This window comes from Psychrobacter sp. HII-4 (assembly GCF_904846595.1).
GTDB classification, from domain to species: domain Bacteria; phylum Pseudomonadota; class Gammaproteobacteria; order Pseudomonadales; family Moraxellaceae; genus Psychrobacter; species Psychrobacter celer.
The window spans coordinates 36507-61559 of sequence record NZ_CAJHBJ010000008.1 but is presented as its reverse complement, the minus strand read 5'-3'; the positions used below and the strand labels follow the sequence as shown (position 1 = coordinate 61559).

The window sequence follows — 25053 nt, the reverse complement described above, 5'->3', positions numbered from 1 at the left end:
ATTGTATAGAGATGACTGACTTGCTACCGCTAGTATAACAAATCCCTACCAGTAGTGGGGAGACGACTTATAGCAGTTGGGTAAGGACTGGGATGTGGAGAAGTGATAGCGGGGGTGTAAAGGCTTAGAATTGCTATGCTCTTGAAACGGCGCTTGCTCAGCAGAAAAAAAGACCTCAGCGGTGTGATCTGAGGTCTTTTGATAAGGTTAAATAGCAGTTGGTTTTACTCGGTTAATTGCAGCGTATCGCCCACCGCGTGAGTTGCAATCTCACCGGCACTAAACGGCAGGCGAATCCAGTCTTTTGCAGAGTAACGCCGCGTCTGGTCACGGTGATAAGGGCGTGTGCTATCCGCGGATTGCGAATACGCCAGTAAGGCGTTGACCACAGGGCCTTTGTCATCAAACGTCACCGCTTGCATATATGTCGGGCCGTTATTGATAAAGGCATACTCGCTGGCATCGGCGTTTGGTGCTGGGCCGCGCGCTACGTTAAAGACGCCTTCACGTCCTTGGCCGCCATGCATCGGAATACGCTCGTTGTTTTTGCTGGCATCAAGGGTGTATTGTAGCTCGCCCAATGTGGCATCGAGCGCCACGCCATTGTTTTGAAAGTAGGCAATCGCATCTGCCAAGGCGGCACGGGTGCTCGCTGTGATTTTAAGATCGCGCGGTGTGTTGATAGGGTCAGACTCATCAAACGGCACATTAAAGGCATCATCAGTGGTTTCGGTAAAGTCGACATTGCGCCAAAACTCTCTAAAGACATGAGCGCCCCTACTGTCTAAGTTATTACGGCGGTCCCAATTGCTCAGCACTGTGCAAGCTTGGGTCGCGTCGATACTGCCACCGCTCGATAACGTCCTTTTGCGGTGATATGCGGAATACCAAACTCGGTGCGCTGGATGTCCACCTCGTAGGTGGTCGTGGGCTGGGCGGTATCAGCGTTATTAAAACTGTTATCACTATCCGAACAACCGAATAGAGCTAAGGAGACAGCCACTGTCAGTAGCGTAAGGGTCGGCACACGTCGATGCTTAAGCACATTGATGTTCATAACTTATCCATCCTTGGTTGGTTAAAAAAAGCGTGGTACATAAAGCTCGACTCAATCAGCTTTATGAGGCAATAACATCCTTTTATTGCGCATGCGTTTAAGACTAGGGTTGAGATTAAGACGCATCTATTCATCATATAACAATATAGAAGTGTGATGCTAGTGCTGCCTTATTTAACGCATCGGTATTAAATGATATTAAAATTGAAAACAAAGCGAGTGAGACACGACATTTGCGCACTTATAATTAATGTTTTATTATCGATTGATTCCCTATATTAGGAAGTACTGATGTCGTTTGCTCAAGTCTATACCCGCTCAGTCGTCGGGCTGCATGCCCCCAAGGTCATCATTGAGGTGCATTTATCGCAAGGCTTGCCTGCACTCACCATTGTGGGTTTGCCAGAGGCGGCCGTCCGTGAGAGTAAGGATCGCGTACGCTCCGCCATCTTAAACTCAGGTTTTCAATTTCCCAATCGTCGTCTGACCATCAACTTAGCGCCAGCGGACCTGCCAAAAGATGGCGCGCGGCTGGATTTGCCGATTGCGATTGGTATCTTAGCGGCGAGTGGTCAGATCGAGCCTGAGAGCTTGTCCGCGTTTGAGTTTATCGGCGAGCTGGCGCTAAATGGCGAGCTGCGCCAAGTCAGCGGCAGTCTGGCAGTAGCACGGGCGATAAAAGCAGAGGGGGTAACGGCGCGGTTAGGGCAGATGACAACGACAGCTGACCCAAAAGGCTGCGCGCAAAAAGAAGATCAGAAAGAAGCTAGCGCGCAAAAACTGCCGCAGTTGATCGTGCCCATGGATAATGGTGCTGAGGCCAGCCGCGTCGAGGGTGTAGATGTATTGGCCGCCGAGAGCTTGCAGGCTGTGTGTGAGCACTTACAGTCACTGACTGACCCAAACGCGACCTCTCAGCGTTTACCTATTGTCACGCCCAGCACCGTGCAGCGGCATGTCGGCTATCAGGTAGATTTGGCTGATGTCAAAGGCCAGCATCATGCCAGACGGGCATTAGAGATTGCGGCAGCAGGCGGTCATTCGTTACTGTTTACAGGGCCGCCTGGCTCTGGCAAGACGCTGATGGCATCGAGATTGCCGACCATCTTGCCAGATTTGAGTGATGAGGAGGCGCTGGAGGTAGCCAGCACTTACTCGGTGGCAGACAGTGATTATGATTATGGTACACGGCCCTTTCGTCAAGTGCATCACACCATATCGGCAGTGGCACTGGTGGGCGGTGGCTGTCAATTCCAACAATTAATGTCAAATTCCAAGAATAGATGTCAAAAACACCTCTTTATCTCTCTTTGTTCACTCAAAACACCCTTCAAAAAAATAGCTAACTCGCCACCTAGATCAAGCATGCTGGGGGTGAGTTATGTTTGATGCATTGTTCGATTCTAACGGCAAAAAAGTTAAATACATGGGTATGGTAAATATCAAAAGATACTTTGAGATATGTTTAGGAAGTTACTATAACCCAGAGACTGAATACATCGTACTGTGGTATGGAAAAATATACTATCACCGTAGACGCAAAACGGTTCAAGTGTACTTTTTAAACTCTACTACCAATAAACAAGTTGTAGTTGGAGTATCAATTAAATCAATTTTGAAATTACCCATAGGATCTATTTGGGTAGAGGGGAAGTGCGAAGAAAAGTACGAATTTGAAACTTTATATACCAAGCTAGATGCTTATGACAATAAGAAATACAAGCGCCCAAACCTTACCTATACTAACCATTATGGCATCTCAAAGGATAAGGGCGAGTATATTCTCAAGCCTGATAGCTATCCAGTTGATGACATCAAAACAGACTCTAATTCCAACATCGTCGTACATACAGATACTGTTAAAATAATCATCCCATCGGTCTTGTTCTTTGTTGCGCACTATGGGGTATCAAAAGAGATTAATAAAGTTCTTATTAGCTGGCATAAACAGGAGGTCGAAGAGAGACTTAATCTAAATGATGGATATGGTGATCTAATTACTATTCCTGATCGATGCGTAATTGCCGACGCTGTATTTTTATACTACTTAAAAACAAACTCTTATACTAAAGGGTTGGTTTGGAACCTCAATAAAAGAATGCTCGCTAATGACAAGCAGTACTATTCCTTAAAGGTCGAACCTTATCACAAGCAGGACATTCAAATTAAAATAGCAGGTTTGAGAATTGACGATCAGACTCTGCTTTGTACTGAAATATTAGGTATGTCTATGCCGCAAGGAGATGCCATAGAATATAGGATAGACAAGCCTAATTCTGCTACATACGGCGATGGCATCAAACCTCAAACATCCAGAATTAGACCGATCTATAACACCGTTGAGTCTGATGAGATCTTACTAGAGGCTGAAAGAGATGCTAATAATATAACCACAGCTGTAGTCAGGCATAGGATAGAACTCATAGGCAAGATAAGAGAGCTTGTCAAGGGCGCAAATTTGACCTTAGATGAGGCTGTAGATAGCTGTAAATCAAAGGTTATATGGTTGCCGCAGAACAAGCCTGACGCTTATGCTGATGGGGAGGATGGTAATGCTAATGGTGACATTGGTAGATTTGAAGCTTTAGTGGATAGTGGCGCGATTCACTCTATAAAGAATAATTTTGAACGTCTTTTACGCTATGCTCAAGACCTTAAAGTTACTTTGCGCTACGCTCCTGTAATCATAGACTGTGTAAATGTTGCTTACGATCCTATATTTATTGGTGAGACAGTGCGTGGTATGCGCAGTAAAAAAAATGACTTTCAAGTAAGGGTAGTGTTCGTCATGCGCCTGATTACTAATCTTGGAGTTTTTTATCTATTCGATTGCAAGAAAGAGGGCAGTCAAACTAGCGGTCTTGTTATAAAAGTAATAGATCAAGATGGTTTTACAGAGGATGTTATAAGACAAGTTGTAGGTCGGTTATTTAGGGGTAATGGTCGTCTGTCCGATATAGCCGCAATATCTGAGTTTGGCATCATCCAATACTTTAAACATACCAATGGTGAGGATGTTAATTGGGTTAAAACAGCTATAGATAATCTGGAGAAAGGGGTTTTGAATAAGGATAAAGATGAGGATGAGTAAATTAATAGCAGGACTTACCTTATTGTTGACAACAGCTTGTACGCCTGTCGAACCAGAATACGACGAATACTACGGTGCAGGTTACATCGGCGTAAACGAAGCACTATGGCCTACTGAGTATGCAACACCTTATCCATTCACTGTGCCTTATGGCGAGATATCCTGCACTTCTCATCCAAAATTTGGGCGTGAAGTATATTTTGCACCAGAGGGCTTTACCGATGAATCTTATATCGGTACGCCGCTTAACAAGTCATCCGTAGATGCTCTTAATCAAGCTAATATGCGCCCAAACGTGCCCTACAGTGTCAAAGAGGGTGCTGACCTTAGTGATGCTATTAAAGCGGGTTTGAGGGTGTGTGATGAGTACCAAGATAGGCTTGATAATGGCGTCTAAAGTAAAAGCTATTAATAGGTAGTTGTTTGGAGTATACGTCCTGATCTGGTTTGACAGTAAGGGTTAGATTTAAAAACAATTAACCTTAAAGGATTAACTTATGAGAAATATTATTGTTTTTGTAGTCTCATCTATTATGTTGCTTACTGCTATCACAGCAAATGCAGGAGGTGTGGTATGCGCTGACTTTGGTAGCCAAGCGGAAGCCGAATGCTTTGAGTAACGCAAAAAAAGCAGGATATACGCGCTTAGACCGCGATAAAGATGGTATTGCATGTGAGGCGTTGCGTTAGGGTGAGGTTACTACTAGCACTTTGTTGCCTAACATGAAGTCAAGTTCGTATTAAAAGCCAGATTTTAACCTCATGCGTCTACGGGGTGAATAAAGGCTATACGCGACCAAAATCATTCAATTTAATTTGTCATATTCAACCTAAAGAAAGCCACCTAAGTATGGCGGCTTTCTAAATTATAGTAATTCTATATAGCTAACAGATTTAATAAATTCCTCTATATAATTATAATCAGGCATTCCATTTGTATTGACTGGCGAGCCTTTCCTAAAAACTGTGTAATTGCTTATAATCCTACTAACTGGAGAATAAGCCATGACTAAACAATCAGACCTTAAAAAGCTAGCTGAGTAAATGATTTGTGGTATGAACAGCTTTGATAACATTAGAAAACTTATTTAAACATTGTCTTACTACGTCTGAATCCAGAGATAATAGAAAGCGCAACACAATGGAAAGCTGCTTATTTAATTTTGTTCTGTTTAACTGTTACTGCCTTAGAAACAATAACTGCAATCACAACTGCTTCAATCTTGGTTGCTTGATCATATGATAGCCACTGCCATTGGTCAGGTAGAATCCAATAACCTACTAATGAAACCATCATAATAGCAAAGAGAACACAAGCTATTATAAATAAAAACTTGAAACCTCTATCAAATAGATACTTCCAATCTTCATCTCGGTCATGATCGTTGTTTTTACCAGCTAGTTCAAGCTGCTTTTCATCGAAAAGTGTTCTCTCTTTTAAAGCTAGAGAAGAGTCACTACCATTAAATTCATTATTCAATCCTAGTTCATCGAGTGTCTTAGTGCCATTGGCTAGATTATCAATTTGTTGAATAGTTACTCTTGGTATTCCAAGCTGACTTGGCTCATCCATTCTCCGCTAATACCTTAGAGCTTAGCTCAGCATAGTGTTGACGAATTAAATCATTAGGTATGATATCTCCTCGACCGTCAAGACTGAATATACGTGACCATGGAGTATCATTCTGGTGCGTTATCATAGATAGCTTAACACCACTAAGATTACCATATTTCCGATACACGAAATTCACAACACTTTTTTCTTCTTCATTTAACTGTTCATTATTAAAAGAAAATAAAGAATTTATTTCTTGTGGAATCTGATTACCACCATATGCTTTTACTTTATGATACAACTCTGGAATGACTGGTCCATACTTCCACGCTTCAATACTATCATTAATTAAAGGTTTGCTAAAAAAACCAAACATCCAGCCATGTGCAATATACACAAGTTTCAGCAACTGCATTGGTGTGAAGTAATTGTTGTCCTGCTTACCCAAACGAATTAATTCATTGGCAACAGATATCGCGCTGACCATGATTCGCTCCTTTACCTTAGGGACAAAAAATCCATGGGCGTACAATGACATCCACAGATCGAGTTTTTGAATAGATTTAGTATTTAACTATATAATGGTCGCATAAGAGTATAAATGCAAGCACATAGTCAGGACTATATTATAAACAATATTTTAAAACGTCAGTTGGTGTCGCATATAGTCAATCCAGAATAAAAGAGATACAACCCATATCATGAAAGAGTTTAGGTAAATTATTCTCCATCCACCCTTGTCGTAGAAACTTAGCCTGTGCCCACTTTTTCTCGATAGGATTTAAATCAGGACTGTAGGGTGGTAGCCATAGAATACGATGACCATGTCTATTCAGTAATCTCTGAATACGTTTATTTTTATGAAACTGAGCATTATCCATGACAATCACGCATTTAGTCTTGAGACTTGGAATAAGCGTGAACTTGCACCAGTCATAAAATATATTGCTGTTGATATTCTGTTCAAAGTAATCAAGCGCAAACAGCATCTTTTCATACAGAGCACCGATGACGTTGGTTCGCTTTTTACCTTGCCAGTTGTAGCTATCGATACAGGGTTTACCAATTGGTGCATAGCCATGAGAGCGAATAGTCTCGTGCTCAAAGCCGCTTTCATCCATATAGACGATGGGATAGCCTTGTTGTATAAAGTTATTAAGCTTACTTAGATATATCGCTCTTTTTACTGGACATGCTTTTGGATGTTCCAAAGTCTTTTTTTTGACTGATGCCAAGACGCTTTAGAGCATGATAAATGCCTGTTTTACTACAGTTTAGACGACGTGCTCGCTCATACTGGTAATCATCAGGATGTTCTTTGACATCATTAAGTAGCACGTCATCTGGTATTTTATACGGTTTAGTTTGTCTGGTTGTTTTACTATGAATACGTCTCTTCCAATTCTGTATCGTGGTTGGACTCAGATTGTAAAACTCAGCCACCTCGGCAAAGGTCATACCGTCATTTATACTTTTAAGAACTTGTTTGCGAAAATCTAGTGAGTAAGTCATGGTCTTTATAATAACAATTGTATTTGATAATTAGTTTATAACACTTTTAGGTGGGCTTGACTATAGATTAACTTATTTGAGTTGAGATAGCAGTTTTTACTCAGCTAAAGGAACATAGACCGCAAGCTTTCCCTTAGGATATTTGCCGTACCAACCGCATGGCATGGCTCCGTTGGTGTATGCCTCAATCTCTAAATCTAGCAATTTATCAGCAGTATTGGAAAATGTCAGATAAGATATATAGGATAAAATGTGATTCAGAACGAAATCTGTAAATTCTTCAGGAAAATTTGAGTTTTTTTGTTCAGCCGCTACAACTATATCGAAAAATTTTTCTAAAAACTTGCCTTTAAAGTCTAAATGATTTAGATAATCTGTATCTGTGAAAGTATCGAAAAAACCATAGTGCAGATCAATCCTTTCGTTCATTAAGTCAGCATAAATATCGTATTTACTGCCTTCTTTCTCTCCTAGCTCTTCTAAAGGATACTCCATAGTGTATAAAGTATCAGCTTTTTGATAATCATTTATAATATGAAATTTATCCGAAGGCAAAGTGTTGTTAGGTCTCAAGAAGTTATTTGATTTTATAATACATTCAAAGACTTTTAGATAGTTTAAATAAACATCTCTATAATTAAAATTATTCATAGTTAGTATCCTTTAAATATATTTTCCCACTGTGTGGTACTTGCACCTTGTTTACTCATAATGGCTTGTCCATTATTGAGCATTCGTCTTAATGTTTTTTGTAATAGTACAAGTTTAGCTTTTTGTTGTACGCAGCTGCCTTTTGCTCCTATTCTTATAATAGCAGCCTCTAACGCATCAGAGTATGCTCTGTGACTTGAGTTGTGTTTTGAAGCGCCAAACCAAGGACTACCTTTTCTTGGATTATCATTTTCATTTCTAGGTAAACCTATTAAGTTATTTAAGTCGTCTTTACCCATGCCATGACAGTTTAGTATCTTTTTAGTCTTTGGCTTATTATCGCTATAAAGATCTTGGGGAAACATATGATGAACTTGATATTTACTTCTATCTGCACCACCTGCTCTATCCCAAAATTTGTCTCTATAGTTCTTTAAACCTAAAGGATCGATCCACCCCGTAGGATTCGTCGCATACTGGAAGACGTTTGAGCCGCCCATGAGTCCAATAGGATCACGGCTGATAAACATCCCTAAATCAGGATCAAAATATCTAAACCGATTGTAGTGCAATCCTGTTTCCGTATCAAAACTCTGACCTTGAAAACGAATAGGCTGTAGCTCATCAGCAGATACTTGTAATTGCTCAAGCTTCTCCTCTCGCCATACCACTTTAGCGGTATTACCCCACGCCTCATAATCCGCCAGCCAAATAACTTCACCTTTCTGGTCAGTCAGCTCATTTGGTGTACCTAGATGATCATTGTGATAATGATAGATTTGAATAGCGGACGGTGGCTCAGGTTTATTATTGCCATACCAGCCTTCATCATTTGCCGCTAGGGTCAGTCCATCTCTTAACCATACCAGTCTAGCTATAGGCTCAAAGCTGTTTTGTTCATAGATGGTAGTGAAAACATGGGTGTCAGTATATTCCTGTGCTTGTCTATTGCCATCCCATAGATAGTGTATTTGTTTATGTTGGGTTTTCTGCTGTTGTACAGGGAACGTGATAATCTTGGTCGATTGTCTGTTTACAAACTTGGTTTTGTCTTTCGTCTGGGTTTGTTTGGCAATGCGTCTGCCAAAATTGTCGTAGTGATAGGTGGTCTTTATTCAGGTGTAAAAAAGCTGAGCAAAATGCCCAGCTAACCCTCTTTTTTACCAAAATAAATAGCTATGGCTCTAACAGCTCATTAGAAAAAACGACTAGCTTACCTTTAGGTGGAAAATCAGACCAGCCACAAGGTAGTCCATTGTTTAAATAAGCAGTAAGAATATCTTTCCATAAAGGTGGAAAATAATTATTAGCGTAACATTGGAATATATAATACATATCATCAGTTATTAGCTCTGCCATAGTACTATCCCAAAGCTCATTAAATCCACTAAAGTTCTTGCTTTGAATGTTGAAAAAGTTATTCTTCAGAAGTTGATGACCTACATAACCATATAACTCAAAAGAATCTGGAAATGAATACTCTCCTCGGCTAATTGACTCCCAAGCTGGAAAGCTTTGCACTTCATCATCTTGATTAGCATATTTAAAACCTAACAGGGGATCACTGATTACTAATGCATTTATAGTATTAACAAAAGGCTTATCAAAGAATGTATCTCTTTCTAAAAAATCGACAAATTCTTGCGCTGACTCAAGTATGTCGTTCCACTTTTTCATAACTAAATATCCTTATTGTTGATTTCGTATTGAACTTTTTATCGCTTCAGTAAATGCTTTTTGAATATCACCCGTGCTGAAAGTATTGGGGTCATAGCCTGAGTTATTTAATGGAATGTCTCCTTTTACAAGTTGACTACGTAGCATCTTTTGAACAGCCTTTAATTTCATACATGCATTAAGTCCAGGAATATTTATTCTTTGTGCGCCTTTTAACAAATTTGTAACTGCTAAGTTATATCCACGATGTTGACCAGAATGTATGGTTGCACCATAACCGTTTTTTGTAACTAAATTAACATTTTTACTGTTACGTAAAGCAATAAGATTATCTTTATTATGAACGTCAAAGCTTGCACACAGTTTCTTTGCCTCACTTGCTACAGCTTGGGGTATTATATGATGGACTTGATAATTTGTTGGAACACCTTTACTAGAGTTATAAGCTTTACTCCAGTTTGTATGATAGACCGCTAATCCAGAAGGGTCTACCCACATAACTGGATTAGGTGCATAAGAGAAAATGTTGAAGCCTCCTAAAAGACCTATAGGATCACGGCTGATAAACATCCCTAAATCAGGATCAAAGTAGCGAAATCTATTGTAATGCAGTCCTGTCTCAACATCAAAGCTCTGACCTTGAAATCTTATGGGCTGTAATTCATCAGCAGAAACAATCACATTATAAAGCTGTACTTCTTTGTAGACGACTTGAGCAGTATTGCCCCATGCCGCGTAATCCGCCAACCAAACCACTTCACCGTCTTGACTGGTCAGCTCATTCGGCGTACCTAGATGGTCATTGTGATAATGATACACCTGCATGTTTGGGATGAGGGTCGGTTCATCTTCCCAAGATTCACGCTCGGTGTTCTTAATCTCATCATTAGCTGATTTTAATAGCGCATCTTTGAGCCAGACCAGTCTTGCGACTGGCTCAAAGCTGTCTTGCTCATACACGGTGGTAAACACATGAGTATCAGTATATTCCTGTGCTTGTCTATTACCATCCCATAGATAGTGTGTTTGCTTATTTTTAGTCTTCTGCTGTTGAAGGTGGTACTTAACCGTTTTTGAATGCTTACTATTAATGAATTTGGTTTTTACCTTTGTGTCACTGGTTTTGGCGATGCGTCGTCCAAAAGCGTCGTAATAGTAAGTCGCTGTTATTTCGGTTAGCTCAAATCCCTCTTCGATATTAGTGATAGTTTTCACCAACTCATTATTGGGATTATAGTAGTGCTGTATGGACTTGCGACTACTCACTAGCGCGTTGCTACTTTGAGCTAGTGGTTTACCGTCTTTGGCTGGAGTGATTGTTTTATACAGGACTTGACCGTGTATGCCATAGGTGTAAGTAATTATTTTGTCAGCGGTAATAAGCTTAGTCGGTCTGCCTGATTTGTGGATGTTGTTTACAGCGTTATTAGTTTCGCTGTTATCTTTATCAACTGTAGATACAGGCACGCGATTACTCGCAGGATCAAAGGCAAAGCGCTCTGTCGTGCCTGATTGCTTGGCGAAGTCGGTGAGCATATGCTCGGTCAGTCGTCCGACTTTGTCGTATTGATACTGATGATTGCGCTGGAACAGACTACTTGCCGTGCTACTATTTTTCGATTTATGATTGAGCTGCGTCTGCCCTGATAGATGGGTAAGCTGTCCTAACACGTCATAGTTATAATCTCGCTGTACGACGATACGGCCTTTATTATGATCTGAGCTGTATTGCTTGGTGAGCCGTCCCATGGGGTCATAGCCAAAGCTCGATAGCAGCTCGCCTTGTTGCCTTGTCGTTTCTTGATGCAGTGCATTGCGTTCGCTATGGCGTATTTCGGTGATGCTGTCGCCGTCTTGCACGCTTTGGTTGTATAAATGCCCTGAGCCATAGTACAGCTGGTTGATGACTTTGCCATCGGGCAGTATTGTGGCAATGCGGTTGCCTATCTCGTCATAGCTGTGAGTTAGGGTTTGTTCGATGTTTTGGGTCAATTGACCTTGAGAATTGTTTTTATGATGACGGGTTAAGCGCTCGCTAATCAGCTGCCCGATGTCGTCATACGCCAGATGGGTACTGGCATCAGGGCTGGTCGCTCGGATGAGCTGTCCTGCAATATCGTACTGATACTGGGTCTTGTGATGACGCTGTTGGCTTTGATTGCTTACGTTGCTGTTAGGCTTAACGATATCTAGGCTGTGCTTATACGTCAGCTGTCCGAGCAGGTCACGTTGCAGGTAGGTGTGCTTTTGCTCTTCGCGTTTGGCTTGTGAGTTGTCGGTTTGGTGTACCAGTTGCCCTGCTTTGTCATACTCGTAGTGACTGATATAACCATCAAAGCGCGTCTCGCTGATGAGATTATCTGCTTTATCATATTCAAATGTCCACGCTTCACCGTTCTCATTGGTGAGTTTAATCAGACGGCGTAGATTGTCATAGTCGTAGTCAAGCGTGTGCCCTAGCGCGTCTATGCGCTGTATGGGTAGGCTGTCATCAGTATACTGGTACTCGGTGGATTGGTCTTTGGCGTCCGTATGCTTGAGCAGACGATTTAAGGCGTCATAGACAAAGCGCTCGCTACTGCCATCAGGGTAGCGAATATGGGTAGGCGCTTGGGTGTGCTGAATACCATTACTGTTAGTGGCGCTATCGGTTTTCTGGTCATAGGTGAGTGTGGTTTGCTGGTCTTGTGCATCAGTGACAATAATGACACGTCCTAGGTTATCGTACTTATAATAGGTAGGATTACCACTACAGTCCGTTTGTTCTATCAGCTCGCCTTGATGGTTATACTCATAACTGAAGCTGCTGCCGTTGGCAAGTATTTGCTTAATGGTACGACCTTTATCATCACGCTCTATATGTGTGCTGTTACCATTAGCATCAGTAATTTTTTTAATTTGTCCAGCAGCATCATAGGTAAGCTGCGTTGCATTGCCAAGAGGATCAAGTAATTCGGTTAATTGATTATTATCGTATAAATACTTTTGAGACCGCCATAGAGGTAAATTAGTCATCACCTCATAGTCGATCAGTTGTTTAACTGCGGTTAGATGATTACCAGAGTACTGGTTTTCGGTAATACTGCCATCTGGACTAATAATTTGTATAGGACGGTTATAGTCGTCTAAAACAAAGCTAGTGCGGTTGCCAAGAGCGTCAGTAATGCCTGTCCAACGCTTGTCTTGATCAAAGTGATAAATCGTTTGCCGCTCATTTGCAGTGTCTTTTGCCTCAGTAACTATAGATTGATCTATTTGATAGTCAAAATGATAGGTCTGACCATTGCTAACACGGTTGATGAGCACTTTGCCTGTGGGTAGGTAGTCGTCGTACTCATAATAGCTGCTGATGCCGCCGTCGATATGATGCGCGATCATAATATGGTTTTTATAGTCAAAGCGACGAGTTGGATTTAGATAAGGGTTAACTTCAATTAAGTCACCTTCTTTACTGTAGCTATAAGTCACTAGAGTATCTGCAACAAGTAAATTCTTAGACAGCACGCCATTCTTAATAAGCGTCTGAACTTCGCTGATGAAAGTGTGAATACTGGTGTTATAAGATTGCTGTAATTGCTGCTGAACTTTTCTATCTAAAGCAGGTAGGAGCTGAGATAGCTTATCGTCTGTTAGACTTGTAAGCTGAACCACTTGCTGTAAGCGTAAGCCTTTATCCTCATCATTTTTAATTAAATTGAAGTCTAGTTGCAATAATCTACCCGCACTGTCTTTTATATAGCGAGGTAGATGAGAGAGACTGGCGTCTGTATTATATTCTAAAGTAATACGGTTGCCATAGTGATCACTTTGGCCTGTGCAATATAGGCGCTGTCTACGGATAGGTAATAGAGGGTCTTCACTGACTGGACTGCCAAAGTGCAACTGAATACCATCGCCAGTGTCACTGGTGCCTGAGGTAATGCGGTATTGTCCATTAACATCATGATGCAACCGAATATCATCGTTACGAAGGTAGAAGCTTTTGCCAGTGGCAATATAAGGGAAGTTAATGGCTCTACCACTACTGTCAATGTACTCAATCAAGTCAGCATCTGGAATGACGTTTAATTGTTCTGACCAGCTATTAGCCCAGCCTTGACCGAACCAACCATCAGGATCATCTGTTTCGCCTCGACCTACAAGGCTATCACTGGCATAGTGCCGATTCCATAATAAGGGTAAGTCTCCTGTTAAGATAAAATCAATATCTTCATTATCTAGTAGTATCTTGATACCTAGTATAGGATTGACAGGCTTACAGGTTTTAGGACAGTTTTTATTATTGTTTTGGTCTTTATCTTTGTTTTTAGAGCCACTATCTTCTTTCTTTCTCTTAGGCAGTTTACCTTTAGTATCTTTGCTATATATAAAGTCCTCAATTTTTTTAGATTGATTCTTAAAAAAAGTAGCTACTTTTTCATACCCACTTCCTAGTTTTTCAACAGCCTTTTGTGCTTTTTTTAATTGATTGAGATAAAAACTAGGGTTCTTTGCAATCTTCAAAGCTAAGTCAGACCCTTTTAACAAATCGCCTGCAATTGGAACAAAACCTAATAAACTATAAAAAGCGCCGCCCCAATCCCCTGTAGATGCTCTAACGATACCTGCCGCACCATCAGCAACCATACCAACGCCAGGAATCACACCAGCGACATCTAGTACGAATAATATGGCTTCAAGCTCATCCTTACTAAGCTTAGCCAAGCTTTTTTTCGAATCTTTTGCTACTTTTAGGGCTTTAGCTATCTCAGCTGCTGTTTTACCATCACCTACAACAACTCCAGTTGTATTGCCGTTTGAACTAACTGGTCTACCCCAATTACCAAATGTACCCATAATTTATTACCCATTCATCCCAAATTTGTCTCTGTGTCTAACCACATACTTGCCATTGGCTCGCACTGTACTACTATGTTCAATGGGATAACATTTACCACTTACTGTGCCACTCTTAACCCCTTTACCGACACCTGCTTCATCGCCAATCGTTTTGACTACTGTACTTGCATCGAATAAAAATACAGGGTGATCGTTAGAGCGGACATTTGGTGAGACATTACTTGAGTTTATAAGTTTGGCCGTCACTGGATAAGGAACAGGCACCATACTACTACCCATAGGCGTTTTACATACATCAGGTAGCGTTGATACTACAGTCCAGCCTGATTGCTTCTTCGCTATTGTATTATTTGGCATAGTTTTCATTCCATATAGCTAATGCTCTCGCTCGAAGGCTTTCTGGATCTTCGTAAGTAATATATGGCTCATCAGGGTCGGTAGTGAATCTAACTTCTAACTTAGTCGGGTTTAAATTAGTAGGTAAAAACAACCGCCAAACTAATTTCAATGACATATTGTCAGTATTAAAAATCAGTGTATCTAAGCTCATAGGCTTTACTTGATGCTCATAATCAATACTAGCTAACACAAAAGCTCGATGCCGTGGTAGTAGAATGAGCTGTTGACCACCGCCTTCGGTCAAATTATTGACTAATAAAGTATGCGGCTTAGTTAAATCAGGATAGTCGATTTGCTGATCCTCAGGGGCACAGTTCCAGTAGCCAAAGTCAAAGTCTTTGGGCAAATTAGGATGGCGGTTCTCTAGCCACTGCTCATCATAAGTACCCGCCTTTGCAAGCCTTGGTGCCCAAGATCGATGCAAGGCACTGAGACCTGCAGGCGCTCCTTGATAGTCCAGCTCTGCCATCTCAAACGCAGTCATTGCCCCTTGTTGCTTGGTTATCAGCGGCGTCTCATAGATAACACCTTTAGGCATAATCTGCGGTACTGGAAAGAATTCTGGTAAGCTGTGCTTGTACTCTCTTAGCTTACTAAAGTAGCCCTGCTCAAACCAGCCTCTACCTATCGGATTGCTATAGCAGACTTCATGATAACTTTGCTTAAGACTGTTTTTGTCATCGTCTTCATTGCTATCTTTTTTACTGCTGTTGTCTATATTTTTAAGATGAGTCGCTTGACAGCTGCCCCCTAAGGTATACTCATACCTGAGTGGTACTTTTTGTGTGTGGGTTACCGCTGTTAAACTATATTCATCGGTAAATTGAATAGAGTCAATATGGCTACGACTACCTGTATGCTGCCACTGCCTTGAGCCTGTGAGCCAAATCTCTTTACTTAGTAGCTCTTTAAGAGGTGAGTCTAGCGTATCATCTGCCTGTCTGTAGAGAGCAATAGACGCTTTAAACCCTTGAGAGGGTTTACTAGCATAAGCGTGACCTTGGACGAGTACATCACATTTAGGCTTGAAGGGGATAATATCGCTCTCTTGTACGATGCTGCTAGTACCAGGCTCATCATAAAACTCGTCTGCCATGCAAAGATTAATAGGGTCGTCATCATTGACCTCTGCGATGTAAACCGTTTGTATTTGCTTGAAGTCTTTACTATCTGCTATCTCTTGATTACTGGGTATTAGCTTATACTGTGCGCACATCGTCACGACTTCATACTCTTGATCATGAGTATCGTAGCCAAGATAGTTTAAAGTGCTAAAGGGCGTAAGGTTGGTAAATTCCATAATGATGCCTTTTTAGTTCAGATCGACATCTTTACCTGTGATTTGCACAGGGCCTGTGGCTTCGAAGACAAACTCTGTGCCTTGAATAGTAACTTTGCCTGATTTATCCATGCGCAGCACACTCTTACCTACTTTTAGTTCTATCACGTCACCTGCTTGTATAGTAAAGTCTTTTCCTGCGCTCATCTCATGAGTCTGTGCTGTAGTGTCATTACGTTTTGCACCTGTGACAATAGAGGTAAAGCCTGCCACATTAATGCTATACCCTGCGCCTACGTTGGTCATCTTAGCTAAGCCGACATTTTGAATAGAGGCGAGTCTTACTGTTTCTGTCTGCATACCATTCACGGTAATCGACTGATTCTTTTTGACGCTCAGCTTGCGCTTGCCTGACACTGATATAGACTCATTCTTTTTAACCGTCTCATCTCTATTCCCCCCAATACTAATAGTCTCATTCTCATCAACGCGCTCTTGTCGGTTCTTATGGATGGTAATGGTTTCATCCAAGTCGACGATCTCAGTGCGGTTCTTGTGGATGGTGATGTGCTCATCAAGATCGACGATCTCAGTACGCTTTCCATGAACCGTGACGGTCTCGTCTTTATCAATCGTCGTTGTTCGGTCGCGGTTGACTCTGCGGGTCTCATCGTTCTTGATCAGTGAGTTAAGATCGCGCTGGGCCTGCAAGTTGACCAGCTCAAAGCCAGCATCATCATTGAACATGAGCTCATTGTAGTTATCGAGCGGGGAGTTAAAGCTTTTGGATTTGATGCCTGATTGCTTAGCCGCTTGCGGGTAGCCCCATGGTGGCGGGTTGGCGCTGTTGTATAACCTGCCGATGACAATGGGACGGTCTGAGTCGCCGTTGATAAAGTCAATGAGGACTTCCTCCCCTATACGCGGGGTGTTGATGGAGCCAAAGCTGCCCCCTGCTGATCCTTGGGCGACGCGTATCCAGTCTGAGCTTTTCTGGTTCTTAGGACCGTATCTGTCCCAGTGGAACTGTACCTTTATATCGCCATACCCATTGGTGTGGACTTCTTCTCCGGCAGGGCCGGTAACCGTAGCCGCTTGACTACCAATGATTTGCGGTTTAGGCGTGACTCTTGGCGCACGGTACTGGTAGCTTATCGGTATGGCGGTGAAGCTGATACGGTAATGGGATTGTTCGGTGCCACTGGCATAGCCGGCCTCTTTAAAGTCGTATTCGCTATGGATGATGAGGTGTTCGGTATTAGCGGCATCGTGCGGATGACGGCTTAGAGTAAAAGTATGGCCTGGGGCGATGGTGAGCACGTTACCTGCCGCATTCACGCGTTTGCTTTGGGCGTTGTAGTCTTGACTACGCACTTGCGCGTAGCTTGCGGCATCGTCTTTGGTCGCAAAGCCAGTATAGAAGTCATAGTGCTCGGTGGTAATACCACCAAGCTCATGGGTGCTCATGTTGTAATCAAGTTTGCGGTTAGCCAGCTTGTAGCTGTGGTCGTTGACACTCATCTTTTTAGTAGCTAAGCGGTCACTTTGTTGCCACACATCAATGTAGTTCTTGTCGGGGGTGCCTGGGGTGACGGCTGAGTGATAGGGTATGGTGGCGCGGCCTTGAATGGGGCTATGGGCGCTATTGTCATCGACGATGATGAGGGTGTTGTTACCCTCGGTATGGGTGAAGTAGTAGTACAGGCCTTCTTGTTCAAACAGTCGGTTGAGATAGTTAAAGCTGGTTTCTTGATACTGGGTGCTATGGCCGTACTTGCGGTAGCTGTTTAAGCACTGTATCTCATAGGGGAAGCCAAACTCATCTAGGATGGTGCGGGTAATCTCAAGGATGTCTTTGTCAACAAAGACGCGGCTGTCATGACGCTGGGTGAGATACCACATGTTAGGGCGCATGATGCAAGTGTAGAGATGATAGCTTTGTTCGTCCTCATCTTCACTAAGGTAGCCAAAGTCGGTAACCAGACCGTTTAAAACCCGCTCGCCGCCTTTGGTGTCGATGGTGACGGCGATAGTTTGGCCGATGATGTCGGTAGCGGCTAGGTTGGGATTTTTACTGGTGAGAACAAGGCGATACTCATAGAGACTGGAGAGGGCTTCCACTCCCTTTAATTCAACAAAGGATAACGCGCGACCAAAGGGGGTGTGGATGGCGATGGTGCGCATGGGAGTGTCCTTAATAGTTGGTTAGATAGTATCTGTAGTGCTTGGATTGTACTATTGTTGATATAGATTGTCGATTAATGCTGGTTAAATTTATAATTTAGGCATTCCATCCCAAGTCCTTCCATTTAGCTCTCTACCATTGAACTGTTTAGACCGTTTAACACTGTCTGCTCCCCAACCACCCCATTGCTTAAAGAAAAATGCAATATCCGCCACTTAGCATTGTAATTGGATAGATTCAGCCCACTCTTTATTCATAGGGCGAGTTTTTGCTCCTGACTCACCACCTGCGATTACCCAATGTATGTCTTCGAGATTTAGTTGCACTACATTTTCAAGTAGTGGTTTAGCAGATAAGAATCGAATGGTAGCATCAACACGCCTTAAATGGTCTATACGTGGTACATCAGGTTTTTCATTTTCTACCGACACACCTAGCCACGCATTTTTAGGCACTTGCTTTCCAAAAAAAGAAGGGTTCCCATCGCCTTTAATTTTTTAGCCATAACTTCAGCATAGCAATATTTACATCCTGCTGGCACTTTTGTACATCCAGTCATAGAATTTCAAGTGCTTTCCGTCCATTCAAACTTACTTTTCGAGGCCGTTTTTTCTACATAATTTTTTGTTCTATCCAGTAGTATTATCATACTTATATTATATTAGTACCTAGTCAGGGTTTTAGCTTTAGACTCAAGCTATATATTTTGGTATCCAATAGTCTTGCTTTTTATAAGTTAAAATATTCATTTCGTCGCCTCCATGTTTTATAGTTATGGTTGCTAATGTCTTAAGACTAATTTGAGTATTGTGAAAATACGCCATACCAAGCTGCAACCATATTAACTGATCTTTGTCCGATAATGGCTTAGACTGATTATTGAGCGCCATCAGTTGCCTTTCGATCTCACTTCGATTGGCTTTTAAAACCGCATCTCTAGAGGGTTTTACACAAACTAAGCTTGACCCACATTTTTTATTCAAAAACATCACGAAACCATAAAGCGCATTACGTTGACCTTGCTTAATCAACAAATACCCGTCTATTTGTTCCTGATTTGGCGTATTTGAGCCTTCAAGTCTAAATTGAGTACATAGGTCTATTGCAGGCTGCAAGGCCAACCTGACTGATTTAAGCGATGTTTTGCCATTGAGTAGTTTCTGCTCTAAGTATGTATGGTATTCACTGATGCAGCGAGGTGCATCACCATCAAGTTTAGCCAAAAGACTAACAATACGCTCCTCCTCTACAATCTGATTTTTAATCTTAGGGTCTACTACAACTTGCTTGGTCTTGATCAGCCATCGTAGTGCTGTTAGATACTTACGCAGACCATTAGGCTTAAACTCATTCACCAATGATTCATAATCGGGTATCACGCCCCATAACCCATCACAGCGAACAAAGAAATCGATATAGTTATGATGTTTAAGCGCAGCAGTCTTGCTATCAAGCTCAGCCTCAAACCATATTGTGAAAGCAGTGTAAGCTTGTCTCATCACACCATCAGTCAAAAGATAAGTATTAATCTCGGCCTCATGCTTGAGTCTCTGTGACCAATAACAACTATCACATTTTTTACCCATACCAGCAGGCATAAGCTTATGGCAACTCTTGCAGGGTATCTCACCGAACTCATGGCATTTGCGACACATAACACCTGTATCAGTAGTGACAAGCTCTCTATATTTGTGACAAAGAGGACAAGTTTCTCTAAAATGACTTTGGTAGCAGCTTACGCATACCCCATGATCATGAGACAACTTTGAATAGCTACAAACCCCTCTTTCAAACTTACCGCACTCAAAACACTGTTTTTTGGTCTTAAAATAGCCCTGATAACAGGTTTGGCACACCCGCCCGTATTCCGTATTGGCTCCATCCTTAACCGCCTCGCCACCACAACGAGTGCAAGGCTGATTCATACGGCAAGCGCGACAGACGGCAAAAGCCTCTTTTTTGTGCAGACGATTTATCTCGCCGCACTGACTGCAAGGCTTTCTGATAAACCATATCCGATAACAATTCGCGCAGTAAGTATCGTTTTTATAGCGTCTTTTTATTTCAACATCTTTATTACCGCAGGAGTCGCATCGATGCTTAGCTTTTTTTATGTTTATCATAATTCTCCCTCATCTGCATCTTTCGCTTGAGTCTATTCCATGACGCCATCACAACTTCAGGTGAGGCAGGCTTTATATCTTCTGACTGCACCTCATACCGCCGTGTAGGTACTCTATGGAGTTGATCATATACATCACTAAAAGCTTTAGGGGTAATTGTACTTTTCGACCACTGAAAGCTATTTTGGGTGATATCAAGATCTAAGCAGACCTTGATCCAATTATCAGTATCTACCTGTAGTAAGTGATAGGCGCATTCAAGTAGTACTGTTCTCTCATCAACTGGTAGGTAGTCAAACCTAAGCGCTGTTTTAGGTAGGGATAGTGTAGTAGTATCAATTCCTAATGCAGCGATAAGCTTGCCAAACATATAGTTAGGGTTTTTCAGTCCTCGTCTAATCAGATTAATTAAAAATAACAGGTACTCAAACCACTGACACATGCTAACCACTTGCCCTAAAACAATGCCTTGCTTGCTAAAAAAGGCCTGATCCGCAAGCTTCTGAAACTCATAAAGAGTTTCGCTTGGCTTAATACCTGATATAGCTTGATCCAACTTATCATAACAGGCATGACAGCGATTGATAAACTGCTGCTCTGGGCTTAAAAGCTGGGGTTGGTAGGGCTGATTACAGTGTCCACAGTCTACTTGTAGAAATGTCTTATGCTTAGCGCAGCAGACAGACCATGTGAAGCGCCACTGCAATTTAAGGTAAGCCTCCTTATCGTCCTCCATGCAATCAGGGCAATAAGGATAGCCTAGTCTCGAATAGCGGTTGCGTTTTGATAAAGGTGCTGTCCATTGTAAGGGTGTTTTTTTATCTAATACAACGGATGTGTCCTTTGAGAAATCAATGAGTATCTGATCATCAAAAGTATCGACGTTATGACCTGTTAGCACCGCTATATCAGAAATTATTTGCTCGTCAAAATGATTAAAGCCTTTATCAGCGTCATACGTCCATATCCGATACTGGGGCCAATAATAGTAAGTAAAGGTCAAAGGACTACAGCCATGCTTAAGCGCGGCGCGTACCAACCATGACGTTAAGCTCTCACCATATAAAAAAGGTGTGGCAAAAGTTAGTGGTTTTACCCAATAATTTTGCGTAGCCCCTTGGTTGGTTTTAAACATGACTTACCCCTAATGTTCTCAACGGTAATTTCTTCTTCACCTGATTCAATAGCGCTAATAGCACAATCATTAATTAAGCGCTTAACATCACCAAGGTTGCCTGTGCTAATGCTGTATATTAGATTGACTTTTTCAGTCTCAATAAGTTTAGAGGGCCTTTTAAGCGGTAAAATCTTCTCAAAACTACCAACCAGACGTTTAAACTCTTTATCGTTGCGCCACAAAGACAGTTCAGCTACATCGAAGCGACTGGCGTGTTGCGGATCAGTATGTAGAATGCGAATAGCGTCTTTAGTGCCACATAGCACGATAGGCATGAGTAGCTCGTTGCATAAGAATTTAATGACATTCATGATGGCTCGTTGCTGTCTAGCAGTACCCGTGAGCATTGAGTGGACTTCATCGATAATGAGCATTTTGACGTTGGTGTGTCTAAAGGCGTTAACAACTTGGTATCTCAATTTACTAGCAGCATCGGTGGGTCTGTATGGTAACTGAAACGCTTCAATAATAGAGATATACAAATCCTTCTCACTGGCAGTTGGAGGTGCTTGTATTTTGATCAGAGGAATGATTAATTCCTCATCAGCCGTATAGTTATCTCCAAACTTGTCATAAAAACGGTTTATGATTGTGGTTTTGCCATTATTGGAATCACCAATAAGTAGCAAGTTTGGCATACGATGCTGCTTTACATGATTCATCAGCCCCTGCATAACATCAATAATCTCATTAGCAGTGCTGTAACCTACCCATCTTGGAGAATAGATAAATTCGATCCTCTGTTTATCGGGTAGATGAGCGATATGCCTAAACTTCTCATGAATGTGGGTATATAGAGATTCGCTCATCAGTCAATATCCTCAAAGTATAGGTCGTCATCGTTGTCATCAGACTCATCAAGGTTTACGCTTTTACTTAAAACCCTAGTTGATTCGGGCAAATCATTTAATACAACTACCTCTTCACTCTCGTCTGTTTTCAACTGCTCATACATTACCTGCGATTTAATGTGGGCTTTTTTACGCTGCTCACTTCTACGCATTTTTTTTGTTGCACTTTTAGACTCATCAACTAGGGTTTGCATGTCTTGTAATGCTTGGTATATCAGCGCCTCGTTAACGGTTCCTGACTCCTGCTTAACTTGTTTATAAATACTCTTATATTCCCAAAGGCTAATAGGTGGCAGAACTTGATTTGCCAGCGGCACAGGAAAGTATTGTAGTAACTCAGGGTCATAAAACCATATTCGAGTAATATCCCTCGGATCTTGTCTAAAGATAAATTTAGTCTTATTACCATTATCGTCCGTATGATTAATGAAGTTGTTTAAACAAGCATCGTAATACTGCAAGCCATCTATTGTTGCGCCATTTCTTTGAATGGTACGATCAATACTAGGCATAAAATCTAGTACCAGTGTATGAGGGTCTGATGGAATGGATGGCAACCCAACACCACTCTCAAAGCCATCACCATATATACCGATACGCCATTGTTCTTTAGGGCTGCGATCAATACTTGAATGTATGCTTTCGTGATAATCCATTGTGACATAGGTAAGAAACCACGTTTCAAACTCATGCAAGGTCAAACTGGCATGCTTTTCAGAGTTGTATTCGTCTTTTTCTTTGATATTAGAGAATGTAGTGCCCGGCAATTCATGAACACGCTTCATCATAGTGCCAATCAATCGCTCAATATGACCACCGTACTCAGGTCTTGCTACTGGTCTAAATTCAAGATTAATACCATGAAAGGCGCAAGATTTTTGCAAGCTTTGCGCTCTAAAATCCGATCCATTATCAACATGAATTTTCTTTGGCACACCAAAGACATTCCATTTCACATCGGATAATCCAAACTCAAGCAACAACTCATCTTTTGGTAAAATACTTCGTGAGATGCACATGCTCACTGAGGTAACAGAGGGTGCATCTAATGATATGTAGTAGCCTGTGACCATGCGACTATAAACATCAATAGCCACTGTAATGAATGGCCTACCAATAGGCTTTCTATGCTTGTCATCAACCAATATTAAATCTACTGGTGTATGGTCTATCTGAATAACACTAAGAGGGTATTTGGCATCAGGAAATTGCCCTGCTTTAGGGGTAAATTTTTGTTTAGCACGCTTTCTTTGACCACGACCGCGCAATAAGTCTTTTTCTTTAATCTCGCTGATACGGTTACGGATGGTATTCTTACTAGGTTTATCGATCCCCTCTAAGTGACAACGCCTAAAGATCTCTCTGATAGTAGCCTGTACATTAGGTCTTTGAACCGTAAGGTAGAAGTCATTAATGACATCGCCAATGATGTTTTCTATATTGTCATCTAGACGTTTAGCCCCTTTTCTCCACCCTCTTTTTTGGTCAATTAAAGAGCCGATTGATCCTGTTGATTGATAAGAATCAACCCATCGTCTAAGAGTACGAGTGGAAACACCTACTTCCTCGGCTCTTCTTATATAGCCTTGCTCACCTCGATAGTGATCCTCACCATACCAGTCGTCTTCCAAAATGAGTGGGGTAATAGCTAGGTACTTCTTTTGAGCTTCTTGCCACTCATCATCACCAATGTCATTAAGGTCAATGACAAACGAAGTATTTGCACCATCAGTTACATTATCAAAGTCATGGATGGATAAAACCTGATTGCTCAGTGTTTTTAAGTTTTTAAACACCGCCTGATTTAAGTCATCAAGGTATTCGATAAGCTGATATTCATCGTCATCGCTTTTATTACGATAAATGCCACCAAGCACCATTTGAATATGATCACGACTATATGGACTACTGGTATCGAAATGAGTGCTCATTCTTAACCCTATTGGTTTGGTTACTACTTCATTATTCAACATGCCAGACCTCCATTTGCAGATCTCGAACGTCGCTCCAAACATCAAACCCGATTTGCTTATTTGCCATTAAGTGCCAAACTAGTGCATGTCCATCAGGCCGATAAAGTGCTGATTTGAAGTATCTCGCCAAGATGTAGTCAACAGTGGTAATACCACGTTGCTCGATATCAGCAAGTATTACTTCAATCTCTTCCTTACTTACGCTTAAGGACTCATAAGCCCTCAGAAAGTTGATATTTTCAAGAGCCTCATGTCTAATCCTATCCTCATCGAATATGATGAACCTAACACCTTTTTCTTTGCAGTATCGCTTAGCTGCTTTCCACTTATCAGACCAGTCCCGCCAGTTTAGTTTCCACTCACTTTTTGGCTTAACCTCTGCAATAAAAGACTTACCTAATTTGGCATCTAGTTCCACATAGTAGTCAGGCGTGTAATGATAGGTTCTACCATTTTTAGTAAAAGGTATTTTCACAGGCTGAGGGGTTATGTTCTTAACGTCCTCTCGAAAAGCATGATAGATGATAAAATCTCTTTCTAAAGTCGATTCGTAAGCAAGTGGCTTTTTCTTGTAAGAAATGACACCTGAAACACTGCGTCTAGTCGGTTTTATCTTACGAGTTTGATGTTTGAACATTATGACACCTATTTCTGGTAATTTGTAAGTTTATGACAGCTATTACT

General features: G+C 41.6%; 23 protein-coding genes and 2 pseudogenes. 5 read left to right on the top strand and 20 right to left on the bottom strand.

Annotation, left to right across the window (positions count from 1 at the left end):
• Positions 1-224: 224 nt before the first annotated feature.
• Both JMX98_RS06195 and JMX98_RS06190 read right to left on the bottom strand, forming a co-directional pair.
• Entirely contained in the window at positions 225-818 is a 594-nt protein-coding gene (locus tag JMX98_RS06195; protein WP_265089352.1) for a penicillin acylase family protein, read from the bottom strand.
• On the bottom strand, positions 812-1057 hold the full coding sequence (locus JMX98_RS06190) for a hypothetical protein (protein WP_201585322.1): 246 nt from the start codon (positions 1055-1057) through the stop codon (positions 812-814). Before JMX98_RS06190 ends, JMX98_RS06195 begins: the two co-directional genes overlap by 7 nt.
• Before the next feature lie 291 nt (positions 1058-1348).
• Here JMX98_RS06190 and JMX98_RS06185 point away from each other — a divergent pair.
• The 5 genes and pseudogenes from JMX98_RS06185 to JMX98_RS14070 form a co-directional block, all read left to right on the top strand.
• Positions 1349-2302 (top strand): annotated as a pseudogene (locus JMX98_RS06185) (YifB family Mg chelatase-like AAA ATPase); the annotation flags it as partial.
• A 136-nt stretch (positions 2303-2438) separates the two neighbouring features.
• Positions 2439-4148, top strand: coding sequence for a hypothetical protein (locus JMX98_RS06180; RefSeq protein ID WP_201585319.1), 1710 nt, complete (start codon positions 2439-2441; stop codon positions 4146-4148).
• Positions 4141-4545: a hypothetical protein gene (locus JMX98_RS06175; RefSeq protein WP_225739089.1), complete on the top strand. Its 405-nt coding sequence runs from the start codon at positions 4141-4143 to the stop codon at positions 4543-4545. The genes JMX98_RS06180 and JMX98_RS06175 overlap by 8 nt, the downstream gene beginning before the upstream one ends.
• Before the next feature lie 100 nt (positions 4546-4645).
• On the top strand, positions 4646-4768 hold the full coding sequence (locus JMX98_RS14220) for a hypothetical protein (RefSeq protein ID WP_263972656.1): 123 nt from the start codon (positions 4646-4648) through the stop codon (positions 4766-4768).
• A complete protein-coding gene (locus JMX98_RS14070; RefSeq protein WP_227680057.1) occupies positions 4716-4838 on the top strand; it encodes an excalibur calcium-binding domain-containing protein in 123 nt (40 codons plus the stop codon). The genes JMX98_RS14220 and JMX98_RS14070 overlap by 53 nt, the downstream gene beginning before the upstream one ends.
• Before the next feature lie 463 nt (positions 4839-5301).
• Here JMX98_RS14070 and JMX98_RS06165 read toward each other — a convergent pair whose 3' ends face one another.
• The 18 genes and pseudogenes from JMX98_RS06165 to JMX98_RS06085 form a co-directional block, all read right to left on the bottom strand.
• On the bottom strand, positions 5302-5721 hold the full coding sequence (locus tag JMX98_RS06165; protein WP_201585318.1) for a hypothetical protein: 420 nt from the start codon (positions 5719-5721) through the stop codon (positions 5302-5304).
• A complete protein-coding gene (locus tag JMX98_RS06160) occupies positions 5714-6190 on the bottom strand; it encodes a Panacea domain-containing protein (protein WP_201585317.1) in 477 nt (158 codons plus the stop codon). The genes JMX98_RS06165 and JMX98_RS06160 overlap by 8 nt, the downstream gene beginning before the upstream one ends.
• A gap of 181 nt (positions 6191-6371) precedes the next feature.
• Positions 6372-6914 (bottom strand): IS630 family transposase, encoded by a 543-nt coding sequence (locus tag JMX98_RS06155; RefSeq protein ID WP_201585316.1) that lies wholly within the window; start codon positions 6912-6914, stop codon positions 6372-6374.
• Complete coding sequence (locus JMX98_RS06150; protein ID WP_320157761.1) at positions 6865-7161, bottom strand: IS630 transposase-related protein; 297 nt, start codon at positions 7159-7161, stop codon at positions 6865-6867. Before JMX98_RS06150 ends, JMX98_RS06155 begins: the two co-directional genes overlap by 50 nt.
• A 150-nt stretch (positions 7162-7311) precedes the next feature.
• Positions 7312-7866 carry a hypothetical protein gene (locus JMX98_RS06145; protein WP_192518615.1) on the bottom strand — a complete coding sequence of 185 codons (555 nt, stop codon included), beginning with the start codon at positions 7864-7866 and terminating at the stop codon, positions 7312-7314.
• Positions 7867-7868: 2 nt separating this feature from the next.
• Entirely contained in the window at positions 7869-8645 is a 777-nt protein-coding gene (locus tag JMX98_RS06140; RefSeq protein WP_227680056.1) for an RHS repeat-associated core domain-containing protein, read from the bottom strand.
• A 397-nt stretch (positions 8646-9042) separates the two neighbouring features.
• Positions 9043-9543, bottom strand: coding sequence for a hypothetical protein (locus tag JMX98_RS06135; RefSeq protein WP_192518622.1), 501 nt, complete (start codon positions 9541-9543; stop codon positions 9043-9045).
• A gap of 12 nt (positions 9544-9555) precedes the next feature.
• Positions 9556-14379, bottom strand: a complete 4824-nt coding sequence (locus JMX98_RS06130) for an RHS repeat-associated core domain-containing protein (RefSeq protein ID WP_192518614.1) — start codon at positions 14377-14379, stop codon at positions 9556-9558.
• Positions 14380-14385: 6 nt separating this feature from the next.
• On the bottom strand, positions 14386-14739 hold the full coding sequence (locus JMX98_RS06125; RefSeq protein ID WP_192518613.1) for a DUF4150 domain-containing protein: 354 nt from the start codon (positions 14737-14739) through the stop codon (positions 14386-14388).
• Positions 14729-16081 carry a DUF2169 domain-containing protein gene (locus JMX98_RS06120; protein WP_192518612.1) on the bottom strand — a complete coding sequence of 451 codons (1353 nt, stop codon included), beginning with the start codon at positions 16079-16081 and terminating at the stop codon, positions 14729-14731. The genes JMX98_RS06125 and JMX98_RS06120 overlap by 11 nt, the downstream gene beginning before the upstream one ends.
• A 12-nt stretch (positions 16082-16093) precedes the next feature.
• On the bottom strand, positions 16094-18244 hold the full coding sequence (locus tag JMX98_RS06115) for a type VI secretion system Vgr family protein (RefSeq protein ID WP_192518611.1): 2151 nt from the start codon (positions 18242-18244) through the stop codon (positions 16094-16096).
• A 90-nt stretch (positions 18245-18334) separates the two neighbouring features.
• Positions 18335-18700: pseudogene (locus JMX98_RS06110) on the bottom strand (DUF5131 family protein).
• A complete protein-coding gene (locus tag JMX98_RS14290) occupies positions 18679-18804 on the bottom strand; it encodes a DUF5131 family protein (protein WP_225739088.1) in 126 nt (41 codons plus the stop codon). The pseudogene JMX98_RS06110 and the gene JMX98_RS14290 overlap by 22 nt, the downstream one beginning before the upstream one ends.
• 133 nt (positions 18805-18937) lie before the next feature.
• A complete protein-coding gene (locus JMX98_RS06105; RefSeq protein ID WP_192518610.1) occupies positions 18938-20368 on the bottom strand; it encodes a hypothetical protein in 1431 nt (476 codons plus the stop codon).
• Positions 20346-21503 (bottom strand): TniQ family protein, encoded by a 1158-nt coding sequence (locus JMX98_RS06100; RefSeq protein WP_192518609.1) that lies wholly within the window; start codon positions 21501-21503, stop codon positions 20346-20348. Before JMX98_RS06100 ends, JMX98_RS06105 begins: the two co-directional genes overlap by 23 nt.
• Positions 21461-22354 carry a TniB family NTP-binding protein gene (locus JMX98_RS06095; protein ID WP_192518608.1) on the bottom strand — a complete coding sequence of 298 codons (894 nt, stop codon included), beginning with the start codon at positions 22352-22354 and terminating at the stop codon, positions 21461-21463. The genes JMX98_RS06100 and JMX98_RS06095 overlap by 43 nt, the downstream gene beginning before the upstream one ends.
• Positions 22354-24369 carry a Mu transposase C-terminal domain-containing protein gene (locus JMX98_RS06090; protein WP_192518607.1) on the bottom strand — a complete coding sequence of 672 codons (2016 nt, stop codon included), beginning with the start codon at positions 24367-24369 and terminating at the stop codon, positions 22354-22356. Before JMX98_RS06090 ends, JMX98_RS06095 begins: the two co-directional genes overlap by 1 nt.
• On the bottom strand, positions 24359-25006 hold the full coding sequence (locus JMX98_RS06085) for a TnsA endonuclease N-terminal domain-containing protein (protein WP_192518606.1): 648 nt from the start codon (positions 25004-25006) through the stop codon (positions 24359-24361). Before JMX98_RS06085 ends, JMX98_RS06090 begins: the two co-directional genes overlap by 11 nt.
• Positions 25007-25053: the final 47 nt, after the last annotated feature.

Bases quoted from the DNA above. Each gene is read 5' to 3' on its own strand.
- JMX98_RS06190 (WP_201585322.1), bottom strand. From the start codon at position 1,057: ATGAACATCAATGTGCTTAAGCATCGACGTGTGCCGACCCTTACGCTA.
- JMX98_RS06180 (WP_201585319.1), top strand. From the start codon at position 2,439: ATGTTTGATGCATTGTTCGATTCTAACGGCAAAAAAGTTAAATACATG.
- JMX98_RS06175 (WP_225739089.1), top strand. From the start codon at position 4,141: ATGAGTAAATTAATAGCAGGACTTACCTTATTGTTGACAACAGCTTGT.
- JMX98_RS14220 (WP_263972656.1), top strand. From the start codon at position 4,646: ATGAGAAATATTATTGTTTTTGTAGTCTCATCTATTATGTTGCTTACT.
- JMX98_RS06165 (WP_201585318.1), bottom strand. From the start codon at position 5,721: ATGGATGAGCCAAGTCAGCTTGGAATACCAAGAGTAACTATTCAACAA.
- JMX98_RS06160 (WP_201585317.1), bottom strand. From the start codon at position 6,190: ATGGTCAGCGCGATATCTGTTGCCAATGAATTAATTCGTTTGGGTAAG.
- JMX98_RS06150 (WP_320157761.1), bottom strand. From the start codon at position 7,161: ATGACCTTTGCCGAGGTGGCTGAGTTTTACAATCTGAGTCCAACCACG.
- JMX98_RS06145 (WP_192518615.1), bottom strand. From the start codon at position 7,866: ATGAATAATTTTAATTATAGAGATGTTTATTTAAACTATCTAAAAGTC.
- JMX98_RS06135 (WP_192518622.1), bottom strand. From the start codon at position 9,543: ATGAAAAAGTGGAACGACATACTTGAGTCAGCGCAAGAATTTGTCGAT.
- JMX98_RS06130 (WP_192518614.1), bottom strand. From the start codon at position 14,379: ATGGGTACATTTGGTAATTGGGGTAGACCAGTTAGTTCAAACGGCAAT.
- JMX98_RS06125 (WP_192518613.1), bottom strand. From the start codon at position 14,739: ATGCCAAATAATACAATAGCGAAGAAGCAATCAGGCTGGACTGTAGTA.
- JMX98_RS06120 (WP_192518612.1), bottom strand. From the start codon at position 16,081: ATGGAATTTACCAACCTTACGCCCTTTAGCACTTTAAACTATCTTGGC.
- JMX98_RS06115 (WP_192518611.1), bottom strand. From the start codon at position 18,244: ATGCGCACCATCGCCATCCACACCCCCTTTGGTCGCGCGTTATCCTTT.
- JMX98_RS14290 (WP_225739088.1), bottom strand. From the start codon at position 18,804: ATGACTGGATGTACAAAAGTGCCAGCAGGATGTAAATATTGCTATGCT.
- JMX98_RS06105 (WP_192518610.1), bottom strand. From the start codon at position 20,368: ATGATAAACATAAAAAAAGCTAAGCATCGATGCGACTCCTGCGGTAAT.
- JMX98_RS06100 (WP_192518609.1), bottom strand. From the start codon at position 21,503: ATGTTTAAAACCAACCAAGGGGCTACGCAAAATTATTGGGTAAAACCA.
- JMX98_RS06095 (WP_192518608.1), bottom strand. From the start codon at position 22,354: ATGAGCGAATCTCTATATACCCACATTCATGAGAAGTTTAGGCATATC.
- JMX98_RS06090 (WP_192518607.1), bottom strand. From the start codon at position 24,369: ATGTTGAATAATGAAGTAGTAACCAAACCAATAGGGTTAAGAATGAGC.
- JMX98_RS06085 (WP_192518606.1), bottom strand. From the start codon at position 25,006: ATGTTCAAACATCAAACTCGTAAGATAAAACCGACTAGACGCAGTGTT.